Raw genomic sequence first — 15,550 nt, forward strand, 5'->3', positions numbered from 1 at the left:
GTCGCAATCCTTATTTTATTGGAATAAATCCTGCAATAGTTCCCAAAATTTAGTCAAATATGCTGAATTATTAAGAAAAATTACTGTTTATCGCAACTAGTGTGCAAGTGTGTAAATCAAATACACATATATAATCTATTGCACAAATTAAATAAAAAGTTTTCTATACAAACATACAAATAATTAACTCTAAAATTAAAACATTAAAGTTAATATTGATTTATATTAAAAATAAAAATTAATAATATATCAATTAATGGAAAATAAAGAAAAACAATAGAGTTTGAAAAATTAAAAAAATAATTAAAAGATGATACAAAATTTAAAAAAATTGCCTATTGCACAAAATGATAAAAGTTTAATTTTAGCTAAAAATCATTAAATCATAAAATAATAAATAAATTATTCTAATTTAATTAAAAATAAACTAATAATTCAGAATAATTTAATAACTGATAAAATATTGCTTATTAAATTAAATAAAATAATTTAAAAAAGATTCATTCTTCTTTATTTTCATAAACTTTAACTACAGTACCATGACCTTGACTAACTCCTTTTCCAAAGCCAAAAAAGTCAGGTATCTTAAAGTTAACTTTAAATTCTCCAGTAAAACCTAACATGTTAACTGTTTTATAATCAGTTGGAGAGTATTCTAAGTTGGATTTAGCATGGATTCTTCTATTAACAATAATACCTAAACCCTTACTCATAGAAAGAATATTACCTACAAGAATCTTATTTAACATGACCTTTCTCTCTTTCCAACCCTTATTTTCTTGATATTTTTTAAAGTTAGTTGAATTTAATGCTAACCAAGGAGTGATAAACTTATAATGAATCTCTTCATTAGTAGTGTTTACATCATACTCTTTATCATAGATGAGATGATCTTCTACTTTATAATAGCTATCTCCAAGCATAAGTTCATTTATTTTTGGATAAATATCTTTTAAAATTTCCGCTCCTTCTTCAATACCTAATATAGATGCTTGACCATCAATAATTTGGTATTGGACTAAGGGATATGAATAGAGGAACTTTCCTTCACCATAATGATTATGTAAAATAGGGTATTTTTCAAATTCACGTCCAAGATATCCTCTAAGTTTAGAAGATTCTTGTTTAACTTTCTTATTTGTTTTCAATATTAATAATGTAGTATCAATTTTCATAATATCATATATAATTATTTAAAAATCAAATTTTGGAAACTCTGCAATTTTCATTTGTTCTTCTAAGTCTGGGAAATAAGCTTTAGCTGAAGTTAAAATTTTTCTAAATAAAAGCTCTGCTTTTTCTTTTTTAATAGGATTTAAACCATGAGCTAAAATAGAATCATTCCGAACTTTTAATTCCATATTCAATTTTTCAAAATTAGAATCCTTAACAAAACCAAATAACTCTAAAAGTTGAAAACTTTTATCATTCGGAAGCTTGATTAATCCTTTTTTTAAATCATGACTATTAGCATTATGATTAATGAAACTGTTTATATCATCAAAATTTGCTTTATTTCTAGCTTTATTTCTGGTTTTTTCAATATCAATGATAAAAACCTTTTGAGTTTGTAACCTACTTTCCTCAATTAAACCGTAATCACATAATTTAATTTGGGCAATTAGCTCATTAATACGATACAATCTAGCAACAGCATCATCATATTTAGCTTCTTCAATACGCCTATAAGCATTGTTCAATAAATCAGACAAATAATATTGAATTCTATTTTTTAATAATGCTTTATCTGAATCATTCTCTATATAAATATCTGAACCTCTAAGTTTAAAACTTAAGAATTTAAGATTATAATTTAATTGTTCATAAAACTCTGTATCAGATAATAATTTTAATAAATACTCATCATTTTCAATTTTTTCAATGATGGATTTTAAATATTTAAATAAATCCACTTTTTTAGATTTTTTATCATTAAACTTATCCCATTTCTGATAAAAATCAACTATTTCCTCATATAAACTTGCTAAATTATAATCACCAACATTAGTTTCTAATCTATTCTTTGCACATTTAAAGTTTAGTGATGCTGCTTCAAACTGATATGTGTTAAAGAAGTTTTTTCCACGTTTAAATTCAGTGATTGCATATTTCTTATAAGGATTAATTTGGATTTTACTAATTTCAGATCCATCTTTAACTACTCCAACACCATTTTTATCTCTACTTTCACTATCTTTTGAGCCTACATAACTAAATCTAAAATTAGAATAATTACCTTCAATCAATGCAAGAACGACCCCTGAAACCATAGGCTTTGTTCCTCCAGTAAAATCTAGAATAACATCATATTTTTTATAATCATTAAATTTAATAAAAGCAGATTTAGCAACTGCAAATGAATCATCTAAGCTTTCCGCATCTTTAATTTCTAGATATTCAACTTTTGATTCATTAAAACCAGTTTCATTTATGATTTTAGAACATTCTTTTAATGTTTCAGGAGAATGTAAAAATAGAACATTATCTGGTTTAAACTCATTGATAGAATAAATAAGAGGTTCAGGTGAACCTCCAACAGTTAAAATTAAAATTTCCTCTTTAGACATTATTACACCAAATAAAAATTAATTATGAAAAATTAATAAAGTTTTGAATAAAATTCTCCAAAACTATATTAAAAATTATTCAAAATTCAATTGTACCCAAGATAATGGAAGCCCTGTTTTAGTAACTTTTCTTGATTTAGGGAATTCATAAGGATATTTGCGTCTAAAGGTTTCTCTAATAGAGTCAAAAATTTGAGTTCCTTCCAAATCATCATATTTTTTTACTTTCATAGCAATAGAAGTTGCCATTAAACCAGAACCTGCACCAATTCTTAAAACTGGGCTAATTTCTTTATTAAATTTAGTTATACTATTATAAAATTTAGTTAAATAACTAACTTTATACTTTTCAGCATAATCTAATTCATAATCAATTAAATCTCTACTAAAGCTATAAATTGCTTTTTTAATGTAATCAATATCTAAAATAAAGCTTTTATCTCCAATTTCATTTCTTCTCAATATATCTTCATCATAATTAAGAGTAAATTCAGAATTAACAATTTTATTCCTATCGATTGTTTCAATATAAGATTTAACAACTGATCCATTTCTTGAATAACTTTCTACACCATCAGGCATTCCACCTCTATTTTTTGCCATAATAGATAATACTTCATGAATAGTGGGTGTTTTAATCACAGAAGAGTCTGAAATCTGTAAAAATCTCATAATGCTTCTTTGTGCAGAATTACCTCTTCTTGCTGAGAAGAATTCATCAATGAAATTATTATAATCTCTTCTATTAATTATAGTCCTATTACCCCTTATTTGAATTAAATCATCAATATTTTCAATATCCTCATCAGATAATAAATCATAAAAAATTGCAGTTTTAATAGCTCCTTTAATAGAAGAACCTGGAATATAAAGATTATCTGAAGTTTTTATATGTTCTGAAATATCTGGAGCAAAATGACTGTCTTTACTTATTGAAGATTTATTGATTGAATTATAACGAGTATATTCTTTACTAATTTTAGGAAAATCTTCTTCTATCTTATAATTAGGATTAGATAAATTAGATAAAAATCTATCTTGTTTATTTTCATCTAAATCTCCATAAAACTTAGCAAAATCAACTCTTTTAATAATCTTCACGACATTATCCTTTTGTTTAGCTTTTGCATTAACATACTCTGAAGGACCAAAATCCTTTCCAGAACCAATATGAACTGGACTAATAGTTCTAATTTTACATTTATAAACTTTTGATTCCATATTAGTCCTCCCTGTTACCTTTACACTTTATAGGGAAAGCATAACCATATTCAACAGCAGGAGAGTCTTTACCAGATTCTATAATCCTACCATAAAATTTCTTATAATTTGGAAAGATTGATCCTTCTTTAAAGAATCTAATTTGCCTTCTAATTTCCCCAGCAGGGCTTTTACCCCTTTTAGAATCTATTTCATAACTAGAATATTCATTAATCTTAGATAATTCTTCATTATTCGGTATATAACGAGATAAAGTAAGGAAATAATCAAAATCATCTCCAATATTGAAAATATTTTCAAATGAAATATCTCCCTCTATTTCATGTACAAATTGACCTTTACCATTTGTAATATCTCTACCAAATCCTCTATCTTCTAAGAATTTTAAGGCTGCTTTAACTAATGGTATATATTCTTCATCATTAAAATCAACAAAGAAGAATAAACCTATATTTTTAAATTCTATCCCATTTGTATAGAAAATACCTTCAGTTTCATTACTTACTCTATTGACACTATTGTTTGGTATGATATTTTCTCCAAATGAAACATCAATATCCAATTTCTCATTTAATAAAAGGGTTTTTTTCCTTTCATAATTTGCATAATCACTAAGAATTTCTTTTTCAGATAATTCTCCTTTAATCATTTTTAGAAAAATATCTTCCTCAAGATAGAATACTTTTTTATAATCCTTAAAAATTTTTGAATCAACAATAATTCTTGATTCCTCATTAGATTGCTTAGTAATTACTTTTGGATAAAATCTAATGATTTTATCTTTATTAAAGATAAATGGAAGTGTTGAAGATAATATAAATGGAGGATTATCCTTAAAAGCTTCAAGCATATCAGTTATTTTTTCAGGATATAATTCATTTATTGCATAAGTAATAGCTCCAAATAGAGTATCTGAATGTAACTGGGGAAAGATTGATAAAGGTTTTAAATAAACCAACATATATTCCACCTCGATTTTAATCTACTAGTTTACTAGTAATTAATGGCTCTAAAAACTTAAACTAATATTTAAGCTTTAAAACATTCTCTTACTTCTGCTAATTTTGCATCCTGAATAATGATTTTCTCTTCTTTAGCTTCTTTATAATAATCTTGGTCTCTTTTTGAGACTTTCATTTTATCAAAGATTATTTTACCATATCCTCTACTTCCACTTCCACCAAGATAACTATCTTCTAAAAGTGCCATAGATTCTAGAAGACTTGAGATATTATCATTATCTTCTTCATAAACACTGAAAACAATTTCAAATTTAAATGAAGAACCTTTAGGAATTCTTTCTAAGTTACGAGGAGTTGCAGATGAATCAATTCTATTAAGATTATTCTCATATTTTAATTCAGTTCCTCTAACAATATCTTCTGGTTTTTCCCATAATTCAATAGATTCTTCAGTAGGAAAGGAATCTCTTACAATGATTCTAGTTGGATATTTAAATCCAGAACTATTATCTGCTGATACACCAAATATTTGAGCTGCAATAGCATTTTCATCAGTAGCAGGTTTACCACTATTGGCAATTACACTTTTAGCAGATTCTTTATCACTTAATTCAAGTAAAGATCTAAGTTTGCCTTTAAGAGAGGAACCTGGAATAAATGGTAAATCAGAAACAGAATCTCTTATAACTACAGTGTCAGTACCACCAATATTAATATTATCATTAGATCCTCCAATATGAAGACCTGTTTTACAAACAATTTCTCCTTGAATAATAAAATTTTCTTTAAACATGTTTTTTACTCCCTAAATTAAAATTTCTAAATTCAAATAATTATATTAGATTTAAGCCCAATCTTTCATTTCTTCATGATATTTATGATAAGCAACAATTGATTCAAAGAATGCTACAAAAGTTTTAAAGTTTTTCATTTTTTCCTCTTCACTACCTATATCAACCTTTCTCATAGTTGACATGATTAAATTATAGAATGGTTTTGGTATATTTTTTCTACCAGCAGATACAGCAAGTCTTGGTTTAAGCAAGTAAAATTCAGGTTCAATTTCTTCCCAAGTTTCTTTTTGTTCCATTAAACGAACTGCACCGAAGAATTTTCTCAGTTGATTTGTTTTTAACTGTCTAGAATTTTTTGCAATAATATCTGCATAACCCTCAGCATCTGCAAATTCTTTTACAGACATATCACACAATTTTTCAAATTCATCAATCTTAGAAATAATATTGTTTATTTCATTTTCATTATTATTGTGGTCATCTCTACGACCTCTTCTATTATTATATGCCATATTTTCACCTTAATAATTAGTTTTCCCTTGAATACTAAAAGTAAAAAATTTATTAAGCTTTTCTCATCCTTAAGCTAACCCATGAAACAGGAATCTTAATCCAAGGCATTAATTTTACTCCTTTTTTATCTAAATCTTTACGAACTTTTTTATCATTAATTAATCTTAATTTATGCTTAAATAAAGGAACGAATGATTTTGTAGATAATCTATTAGTATTAACATTATTCCATTCATTTTCATTATCAATTATATCAGAAGAATGTTCAAATGTTGATTTCCATATATTTAACATTGAATAAATTAGTCCTTTAGATACCTTTGATTCTTTGTTATAATCTTCAAGTTCTAAACCAAATTCTAACAAACTATTAAATCCCTTGAATAATCCATTATCACCCCAATCTACTACTTCACCAAATAAACAGATTTTATCTTTTCCACATGATTTGGAAGCATCAAGATAATCTTCAGCCATATTTGCAGCTTTGCCAATAGGGAATTTTGGTGATACGATTGAAATTCCTCCAGATAGATTAATTGAATCATTATTACATGTCCACTCTTTAAATTTACTTCTTAATTCCCTAGCAAACTTAATAATATCATCATAAGGACCTAATACTAATAAATCATCACCACCAGAGTAATTAATATGAATTGTAGGAATTTCCCATCTCTTTAAAGTTATTTTATCCTTTAAATCTAGTTCAGATTTTGCTTTAAAAATAGTGATGAATTCATCTTCAATTTTATCATTTTGTAATTTAAGGTCAATTGGTTTAAATTTCTTATTGAAACTATCATCATCTAAATTTAAAGCACTAATATCACTGTAAACTACATAATTTGATGCAATCTCATTTACAAAGCCAGAGAAGAATAAATCTAACTGTGAACTTAAAGTAGACATTCTTGAAATACTCATTCCAGAGATATGTTCACCATCAACTCCTTCAATAAGTTCATCAAAACCTTTATTGAAAACTTGGCCTAAATTATCTACATCCATCTTTAAAACACCTAACTTATTAGAGCCTTTACTAATTTGAGCTAAATGTTCAAAGTATAATGGACCTTCCTTCGGGTGTTTAGGAACAGTATTAGCTAAAAAACTAAAGCTGAATGAAATTTTTTCTAAACTAAGTTCATCAAATTCATTTGCAAATTCTAAAAAATTAGTATCGTTTAACTTAATAACTTCAAATTTATCTGAAAACATGTCTAATTCATCAATAAATTTTATTAAATCAGACCCAGATTTATAAGATTTAAAGAAATTATAACCTAAACTTAAGTATTCATCATAAAATGCAAAGTCTTTTTTAGCATCTTTAAAGTCATATTCATCATTTAAAAATACTTTAATCATATAATTAGAGTTTGATACTTTTTGACCTAGATCTTCATGAGATTTACAACTTGGACAGACAAAATCATCTTCATTATTTTTATGATAAAGATTTCCACAAACAGAACAAATATCATCGTATTTAATTTCATCTTCAAATTTAAAAACATCTTCAAGATTATTAACAAACTTATGTTTTTTATCTTCAGTTAATAAGTCAGTTAAATGTTTCATTAATTTTCCAAAGTTGTTTAAATCATATTCATATTCATTTTTAGGGTCTTTTTTAATAGCACATGCCTCTTCTGTAGCAATAGCTAAGTATAATTCTGCATTAAATTTATCAATAAACTCTTTATTTATCTTCTCTTTAATTTCTTCTAATTTAGCTTTAGCTTTTTCTGTATTTGGTGCAATAATTGTAAACCTTCCGCCACCACAGAATAAAATATTAGCTGAAGTTAATTCTAAATCTTGAGCAATTTTATCTGCAATAGCATTAGTTAATAAAGTTAAATACAAAGATCTTCCTCTTAGACGTTTACTCATACCACTTTGAGCCTCTTGAGGTGAAGAAATCTTAAATATAAACTTTTGAATACCTGAAATATCACCATTAATAGCTAAATAAACTTTTTGGTCATTAGTGGTTGTAGTTAGTTTCTCCTCAGAATCTCTATCAAATAAATATCTACAAACTGCAAGTGCGGCAGTTGTTTTAGAATGGTCATATAAAGAGATATCTGGAATAGAAACATAAACTGCAGAAGGTATAGTTGAAGTATATTTTTTCATTAAAGCAAGAGTTGTGTTAAAATCATGACGCTTTAAATTGTTTACTTCATTTGTAAATTCAGTCCATAATTGTTTATATTCTGGTTTTAAATTCCAACCAGACATAGTCTCTTTAGGAGAAATTTTAGGTTTTAAATCTTCAAAGGAATCTTCATTTAAATCAATTTTTTTAAATGGAACATAACATTCTTCAGATTCTTTATTATCTCCAATTTTAACTTCTGAAAATATAGAAATTAAAGGAGTTAATGATGTATCATTAGCTTCCTCACTAAATATTCTTTCAGTAGAAGAATGATGATCTGCTTTAGTAAGCATATTTGCTAACTTTGGATAATTAGAAGAGCTATATTGATGGTGATATAATGCTAAATCAACAACATCATCATCCCAATATTTACTAATAAAGTATGCAGACCATTTAGCATGAGCTCCATTTCTTCCATATTTTTCAATAGGAATTTCAGAATATTTACCAGTAACTTTATCACCAGTACGCTGATAAAACTTACCAATATCGTGAAGTAAAGAAGCAAATTCTAAATTTTTTCTATCCATATTATTCACCATAATATTAAATTCAACAACAAGGTACAAAATAAGATTAAATAATTAATTTTAAATATAATCATTTGTTTAAAATATGAAAAAGATTAAAAGCATATAAAACCAAGTGATTTTTACTAAAATTTAAACAAAATAATTAAAAAATAAAAACAATTTTAATTTAAAATAAAATGATAAATTTTTTTAGTTTAAAAAAAAGAAAATAATTTTTATTCTAAATAAACCTTATTTTTATAGATTAATATTAAATAATAAACAAAACCTAATTATCACCTAACCCTTAATATAATATAAACAATATTATGTACTTGGTATTTTATAAAGGTTTATATTTTTATTTAAAAAAAAGAATCATTGAAAATATTTCAAATGGTATAAAAATAATATCAATCCCTTATTTTTTAAATTATAATATCCTATTATTCCCACCATATAAATAAGCTAAGATTCTACTAGAAAAAAGAAAAAGAACTGATGAAAATCAAATATATCAAATTATTTAATAGAGCAAATCTTTTCCTTAATCCACTTAAAAAAATCATATTATTAACTAAATTAAATTAATAAATCAAACTCTGTTTAAAAAATATAATATATTATTAAATAAGTTTCAATGAAATCAAATTTATTAATTCCTAAGATTTAAAAATAAAAAAAGTAAAAAAATTAAAAACTGAAATAAAACTTTAACTAAAATTTAAAAATAAAAAAAGTAAAAAAATTAAAAACTAAAATAAAATTTTAACTAAAATTTAAAAACAAAAGAAAATAAAAAAAGTTTAAATTTGCTTAATTTTACATTACTTAATCATAGTAATAATAATACCTATATCCTCCAGTTGGATAATACCTATAAGTGTAATATGTAGTATTATATGTATAAGGCCTATAAGTATAATATGTATAAGGCCTATAAGTATAATAGCTACGATTATATAAATAAAGTTTAGAAGTTAAATCAATAGTGCCATTCCATTTGGAAGGCCTATAAACAGTATCACCTGCAAATGATACAGTTACATTATATTTTCCACTTTTCAGGTTTTTTATCTTTGCTTCACCTGCAGAATTAGTAGTAAGATTATATAAAGTGCTTTCATTATATATATCTGTTAAATTAGCTACAATAGCTTTGTCTGATAAATATATATAATCTGGAGAATAATCAGTACCATTTGATTCATTATAATATAATGATATTGTTATATAACCATTATTATAAAGTCCACTAACACCATGACAACTGATATTAGTGTCTACTGTAGGAATAAGTATATATGCAGAAATAGCAATCACAATTACCAAAGCTATAATTAATAACCAATTTTTTTTCATAAAAAACACCACAAAATTTGATATGAATTTATATTTTATAGCAAATTATAAAACATATAATAATTCATAATTATATTATGAATTTATTCATTAATAAATATAACCATATATAGTTTATTTAAAATTCATTAAAAAAATAGATTGTAAAAGGAATATATAAATAAAAAAATAGCTATGGCTAAAATTTTAATCTTAAAAAAAATACTATAATTAGATTAAATCATAGATAAAACCCATATGGCTCATTATCCAATCATATCTAATGAACCAAGCTTTTTTTAATCTATCAAAGGGTTTTTTTTAAAATAAATATCTATAAAAACTTATCGAATTATTCGCTCATGAATTCTCTTTTTAGAAATAGGTAGAAATACAATTTTTCTCTAAACCACTACCAAAACCAATGCTAAATACTAAAATAGAAAGTATATAAATACTAAAATAAAAAATATATAAATACTGAAATAAAAAATATATAAATACTAAAATAGAAAGTATATAAATACTGAAATAAAAAATATATAAATACTAAAATAGAAAGTATATAAATACTAAAATAAAAAATATATAAATACTAAAATAGAAAGTATATAAATACCAAAATAAAAAAAATATTGGTGAAAATTATGAAGAAATATTTACCGAGATATCTTGATAAAGAACTTGAATTTGCTTTAAATAGTATAGGTGCAGTTCTTATAGTTGGACCAAAATGGTGTGGAAAAACAACTACAGCCAAACAACATTCTAAAAGCATTATTCAACTTCAAGACCCTAGATACTCTGATTCATATATCAAAATAGCAAACACAGAACCATTAACCTTGCTAGAAGGAGAGACACCAAGATTAATAGATGAATGGCAAATGGCACCAAAACTATGGGATGCAGTTAGATACAGTGTAGATGAAAAAGATGGAAAAGGATTATACATTTTAACAGGTTCTACAGTAGTTGATGATAGTAAAATAATGCATAGTGGAACTGGTAGAATTCATAGATTAACTATGAGACCAATGAGCTTATATGAAAGTGGAGATTCAAATGGTAAAATATCACTACTTGAATTATTCGAAAATCCCAATTTAAACATTAACCTTATAAAATCAAATCTAACTATAAAAGACATAATTTATCTAGCATGTCGTGGTGGATGGCCTGAAAGTTTAAGTTTAGAAACTGAAAAAGAGCAATTATTCATAGCTAAATCCTATATAAAAAACATTTGTGAAATAGATACAAGCAGAATAGATAATGTTAAAAGAGATCCTGGTAAGGTAAATGCACTATTAAGGTCATATGCTAGAAATATATCTACTTTAGCAAAAAATACTACAATATTTAATGACATGAATAAACAATATGAAATCACAGAACCAACATTTTATTCCTATTTAAATGTTTTAAAAAGATTATTTGTTATAGAAGATGTACTTCCATGGTCTCCTAATATAAGGTCATCACAAACTATTAAAAAAACACCTAAAAAAGAATTTATTGACCCTTCTATTGCAGTTGCAGCACTAAATTTAAATCCAAAAATATTATTATATGATTTAAACACTTTTGGATTTATATTTGAAACTTTATGTATTAGAGATTTAAAAGTTTATTCAAGTTTAAAAGAAGGAAAAGTTCAATATTATAATGATAAAAATGGTTTAGAAGTAGATTGTGTACTTACATTAAATAATGGAAAATATGCATTAATTGAATTTAAATTAGGTTCTAATGAAGAAGAAAAAGCAGCTAAAAATCTTTTAAGATTAGATAAATTAATTAAAGAAAAAATAGCTTTAGGGGATGTTAATATTCCAGAGCCAAGTTTTTTAGCAATAATTACTGCTGGCTCTATGGCATATACAAGAGAAGATGGAATTAAAGTAATCCCAATCGGATGTCTAAGCTAGATAATACAAATAGCATTTTTCTATTTTTATCAAAATAGGCCATCTACTAGCTAGATTATTAAAAACTTCTATAGGATAAACACCTTTTTTCTCATATTCATTCCTTAGCCACATTCTTAATACAGAATCAGAAATATTATATTTACACTCATCCAATTCAATTAAAACTTTATCTTGAAGGCTGTTTAAAGACCCAGCTATTGCTTCACTTGTAAGATCTAATCTTCTAGCAATATTATCCTTTTAAGTGGTTCATCAACTAATGTAGTAACGATTCTCTGCTCTTGAAAAGTTAATTTATCCCATGCATTAATAAAATGGATAGCAATATTTAAAATGTAATGCAACTTACATTACATAATACAAAACACACACATCACATTATATAATGCAACTTACATTACATAATGTAATTTACATTACATAAAAAAGTAAATAAAAAAATTACACTTCTCCTAATTTTTAAAAGATTATTTTCATCTTTAATTCATCTATAATATCATAATATTTAGCAAGATTTCTATAAATCTCTTTTAGTTTATTTGAATTAACTAATACTATATTATAACTTTAATCATCAGCTTTTTAAGTCAAATAGAATAACTAGCATCCAATAAATCACAATATTGTGAATATAGCCCAATAGCTTCAATAAAGAATGGATTATGTGAAGAATATAAACATAATACCTAATTCTTTGACAAACAAAACAATTATTTTGGCAAAGTTAATTTACCATTAGGACATGATGATTGGCTTCATGTTCATACATACTTAAAAAATTATTTGATTCTCATAGGACTTTTTACACCATTGTTTTTTACAAATACTAATTCTCCATCCCCATTCTTTATTACCCCATCAAGAATTTCTTTAATTAGTTCTCTAATAGGACCAATATCCCTATAGATTGATTATTATTATAAAAAATTAAATTAAAGTTCAGATAAAATCTTTCTCCAAATAGGCCTTAAATTTTCTTCCATAGATTTAACATCAATCCTATCTTCTAATTCTGATATGCACTCCAAATATTCTTCATCATCTTCATCTGCTATTTCCTTATTATCAAACTTAATAGCATTAATTAAGTTATCTAAATAATCAATTTCATTTTCATAACCTTTTTCATTAAGCAATTCACTTAAAAGTTGATATAAATTGATTTTTAAAAGTGGTCTTATCTTAGGATCAGTTAATGCAGCATCAAGAGCTTGTTTTAATGCATTATCATAATCTCCAAGCACATAATAACAATCAGCAAAGGCATATTTATTTGACCAATTTTCTTTAGCTTTAATAGCTTCTTTGAAATATTTTATAGCTTCATCAAAATTACTAATGTTCATACTAGCCTTTGCAATTCTTACCTTAAACCAGGCTTCATCCTCGTTCATAATATAATCAATTTCTTCTAAAGCTTCTTTAGACAAATCAATGCATTTTTTATAATGTTTTTCATTTAAGAGAGCCCTTGTAGTGTTTGAATAATATTTATCTTTATAAGAGTAACTGTTTTTCTTATCTGGATTAGGATTCAATAATTTAGGATTAATCTTTTTATACCATTTAAGAATAGCTTCATAATCTCTTTTATTTGAAATGAAAGTCATTACAGAATCTGTGTAAATACATTCTTGCCCTTCCCTAGTGTCTTTTTGAGAAACTAATCTAGTTAAAAGAATAAGGCTAGCATCTAATTCTGTAGTCATGAAAGTAGAATCTCTAATATTAAATTCATAAATAGCCTTAGCAAAATGTTCTTTATTCTCTTCAGTTAATAAATCTGGGTTTTGAGAATAAACTCTTTTAAATTTATCTATTGCACCTTCATAAATTCCATTTTCATAGTAGTTTTCTGCTTCTTTGATTAAATCACTTGCTTCAATAGACATTATAACACCTTTTTTCTAAAATAATTCAACTTAAATTAATAAAATATAGAGAATATTAAATTTAAAAATATAGAATAATATTAGTTTAAAAATATAGAGGAATATTAGTTAAACTAATATATTACCTCAATTTCAACTGCTTTAGTAGATTCTCTTCCTTTACTATAATCAAAAGACTCTTCTATATAGAAGGAAACTTTGGTACCTGGATAAATAAAATCTTCACTATCTTTAAAGTCTTTAAAACTAAAGAAAGTATCATTAGAATCGAAGTCATTACGAATAAATCCAATTCCTTTCTCTTCAAAAACTTTTTTAATAGTTCCGGAATATCTTACCATATTATCATATTTTAATTCATTCCATAAGGGAATTAATTCTTTAACTATTTTCCTATAATCTATATTATCCATATCTAAATTAGCTTTTTCAATAATTTGACTTAAATTATCCTCTATTCTATGATTATTAGCTTTTCTATATGTGTAAACTAAATAATAATGCTTAATAGATTCTTCTTTTAAATCTTTTTTATCTAAAATATCTCCAAGAAGCATATAAGTATTAATATTATTTTGAACATTTTTATTAACTAAAACAGCTTCTATAGCATATTTTAATGCATTATCATAATCATTTAAAGCATAATAATTATCTGCAATTAATTTATAAATATAATTCTCCTTTTTTACATTAATGATATCCTCTAAGATTTCTACAGCATCTTCATAATTACCTAATTGGTGATATATTTTAGCTAATTTATACCTAATCCATAATTTAGCATTACTTTTTGAATTAGGTAATTCTAACATAGCTTCATTAACATATTTTATTGCATCATCATATTTCTCCATACCCATAAGAGAATCAATAAAACTAGAATACCATTTTTCTTTTAAACTATAAGTATAACCATTAGGATTAACTGGATTATAAGTAGTTAAAAAATCTACTTTAAGATTCCAAATAGTAGTGATTGCTTTAAGATAATAAGTTCTATTGTTATACTGTTTTGCTATATTAATTAATATTTCAGCATAAGGATCAATAAATATTCTATTAGAACAATCTTCTTGATTGAAATTTTCTAATACAAAATTAGCTTCCTTTTCTAAGTCATAAGTAGAAGAATTATCATTAATGCGACTTTTATTAATAGACTTAAGGAAAAAAACATTATCATTTCTTTCAAAGGCATCTTTATTTTCTAAAAAAAGTGCTCTGTACATTTCTTCAGCTTCTACATAATTATAAGAATTATGTAACCTTCTTGCAGTGTGTAAGTTTTGGTTTGTATGGTTCATTTGCATCATTTTCATTAAATATAACCTTGTAGAAACCATTATTAAAAATAATGAATTATCGATTTTAATCACTTATTTTAACAAAATACTGATTATAATACCTTTATTTAATAAAAAATAATCATATAGCCGTTAAATTTTTACAGTTGAAAAATTACTTTCGTGCAAAAAAAATTTAACAACCCTTCATTTCAAATATAAAGGCCATAAAACACTTAAAATTTATTACACTTGAAATTACACTTTTAAATACTTAAAAAAAGAAATAAAAAGTTATTTATAATAAAAAGGGGAATAAATATTAATATGACTAATAAAAAAATTAATTCCCCAT

The 15,550-nt window shown here is 24.8% G+C and carries 12 protein-coding genes; 1 reads left to right on the top strand and 11 read right to left on the bottom strand.

Going from position 1 to position 15,550, the window contains the following annotated elements; all coding sequences use genetic code 11:
• Positions 1-500 precede the first annotated feature (500 nt).
• From BM020_RS08850 to BM020_RS08885, 8 genes are all read right to left on the bottom strand, one after another.
• Positions 501-1,175: a CRISPR-associated endonuclease Cas6 gene (locus BM020_RS08850; RefSeq protein ID WP_067146340.1), complete on the bottom strand. Its 675-nt coding sequence runs from the start codon at positions 1,173-1,175 to the stop codon at positions 501-503.
• Positions 1,176-1,193: 18 nt separating this feature from the next.
• Positions 1,194-2,567, bottom strand: coding sequence for a TIGR02710 family CRISPR-associated CARF protein (locus BM020_RS08855; RefSeq protein WP_067146338.1), 1,374 nt, complete (start codon positions 2,565-2,567; stop codon positions 1,194-1,196).
• A gap of 75 nt (positions 2,568-2,642) precedes the next feature.
• Positions 2,643-3,788, bottom strand: a complete 1,146-nt coding sequence (gene csm5 / locus BM020_RS08860; protein WP_067146336.1) for a type III-A CRISPR-associated RAMP protein Csm5 — start codon at positions 3,786-3,788, stop codon at positions 2,643-2,645.
• Position 3,789: 1 nt separating this feature from the next.
• Positions 3,790-4,749, bottom strand: a complete 960-nt coding sequence (gene csm4 / locus BM020_RS08865; protein WP_074798902.1) for a type III-A CRISPR-associated RAMP protein Csm4 — start codon at positions 4,747-4,749, stop codon at positions 3,790-3,792.
• 68 nt (positions 4,750-4,817) lie between these two features.
• Entirely contained in the window at positions 4,818-5,543 is a 726-nt protein-coding gene (gene csm3 / locus BM020_RS08870; protein WP_067146332.1) for a type III-A CRISPR-associated RAMP protein Csm3, read from the bottom strand.
• A 51-nt stretch (positions 5,544-5,594) separates the two neighbouring features.
• Entirely contained in the window at positions 5,595-6,056 is a 462-nt protein-coding gene (csm2, locus tag BM020_RS08875; RefSeq protein WP_074798903.1) for a type III-A CRISPR-associated protein Csm2, read from the bottom strand.
• A gap of 52 nt (positions 6,057-6,108) precedes the next feature.
• The gene (cas10, locus tag BM020_RS08880) at positions 6,109-8,772 is read right to left on the bottom strand and encodes a type III-A CRISPR-associated protein Cas10/Csm1 (RefSeq protein ID WP_074798904.1); all 2,664 of its coding nucleotides are present in this window, start codon (positions 8,770-8,772) and stop codon (positions 6,109-6,111) included.
• An 801-nt stretch (positions 8,773-9,573) separates the two neighbouring features.
• Positions 9,574-10,104 carry a hypothetical protein gene (locus tag BM020_RS08885; protein WP_067146328.1) on the bottom strand — a complete coding sequence of 177 codons (531 nt, stop codon included), beginning with the start codon at positions 10,102-10,104 and terminating at the stop codon, positions 9,574-9,576.
• A 626-nt stretch (positions 10,105-10,730) separates the two neighbouring features.
• Between BM020_RS08885 and BM020_RS08890 the strand changes: the two genes are divergently transcribed.
• The gene (locus BM020_RS08890) at positions 10,731-12,014 is read left to right on the top strand and encodes an ATP-binding protein (protein WP_074798905.1); all 1,284 of its coding nucleotides are present in this window, start codon (positions 10,731-10,733) and stop codon (positions 12,012-12,014) included.
• A gap of 218 nt (positions 12,015-12,232) precedes the next feature.
• On the opposite strand, the gene BM020_RS09925 is transcribed toward BM020_RS08890, so the two are convergent.
• From BM020_RS09925 to BM020_RS08900, 3 genes are all read right to left on the bottom strand, one after another.
• Positions 12,233-12,361, bottom strand: coding sequence for a hypothetical protein (locus BM020_RS09925; RefSeq protein ID WP_268765976.1), 129 nt, complete (start codon positions 12,359-12,361; stop codon positions 12,233-12,235).
• A gap of 588 nt (positions 12,362-12,949) precedes the next feature.
• Positions 12,950-13,909, bottom strand: coding sequence for a tetratricopeptide repeat protein (locus BM020_RS08895; protein WP_074798906.1), 960 nt, complete (start codon positions 13,907-13,909; stop codon positions 12,950-12,952).
• Positions 13,910-14,022: 113 nt separating this feature from the next.
• Entirely contained in the window at positions 14,023-15,231 is a 1,209-nt protein-coding gene (locus tag BM020_RS08900) for a tetratricopeptide repeat protein (protein WP_074798907.1), read from the bottom strand.
• Positions 15,232-15,550: the final 319 nt, after the last annotated feature.

The sequence above is a fragment of the Methanobrevibacter olleyae genome, assembly GCF_900114585.1.
Classification (GTDB): Archaea; Methanobacteriota; Methanobacteria; order Methanobacteriales; family Methanobacteriaceae; genus Methanobrevibacter; species Methanobrevibacter olleyae.

Excerpts from the sequence above, each read along its gene's own strand:
- BM020_RS08850 (WP_067146340.1), bottom strand. The coding sequence starts at position 1,175 with ATGAAAATTGATACTACATTATTAATATTGAAAACAAATAAGAAAGTT.
- BM020_RS08855 (WP_067146338.1), bottom strand. The coding sequence starts at position 2,567 with ATGTCTAAAGAGGAAATTTTAATTTTAACTGTTGGAGGTTCACCTGAA.
- csm5 (WP_067146336.1), bottom strand. The coding sequence starts at position 3,788 with ATGGAATCAAAAGTTTATAAATGTAAAATTAGAACTATTAGTCCAGTT.
- csm4 (WP_074798902.1), bottom strand. The coding sequence starts at position 4,749 with ATGTTGGTTTATTTAAAACCTTTATCAATCTTTCCCCAGTTACATTCA.
- csm3 (WP_067146332.1), bottom strand. The coding sequence starts at position 5,543 with ATGTTTAAAGAAAATTTTATTATTCAAGGAGAAATTGTTTGTAAAACA.
- csm2 (WP_074798903.1), bottom strand. The coding sequence starts at position 6,056 with ATGGCATATAATAATAGAAGAGGTCGTAGAGATGACCACAATAATAAT.
- cas10 (WP_074798904.1), bottom strand. The coding sequence starts at position 8,772 with ATGGTGAATAATATGGATAGAAAAAATTTAGAATTTGCTTCTTTACTT.
- BM020_RS08885 (WP_067146328.1), bottom strand. The coding sequence starts at position 10,104 with ATGAAAAAAAATTGGTTATTAATTATAGCTTTGGTAATTGTGATTGCT.
- BM020_RS08890 (WP_074798905.1), top strand. The coding sequence starts at position 10,731 with ATGAAGAAATATTTACCGAGATATCTTGATAAAGAACTTGAATTTGCT.
- BM020_RS08895 (WP_074798906.1), bottom strand. The coding sequence starts at position 13,909 with ATGTCTATTGAAGCAAGTGATTTAATCAAAGAAGCAGAAAACTACTAT.
- BM020_RS08900 (WP_074798907.1), bottom strand. The coding sequence starts at position 15,231 with ATGAAAATGATGCAAATGAACCATACAAACCAAAACTTACACACTGCA.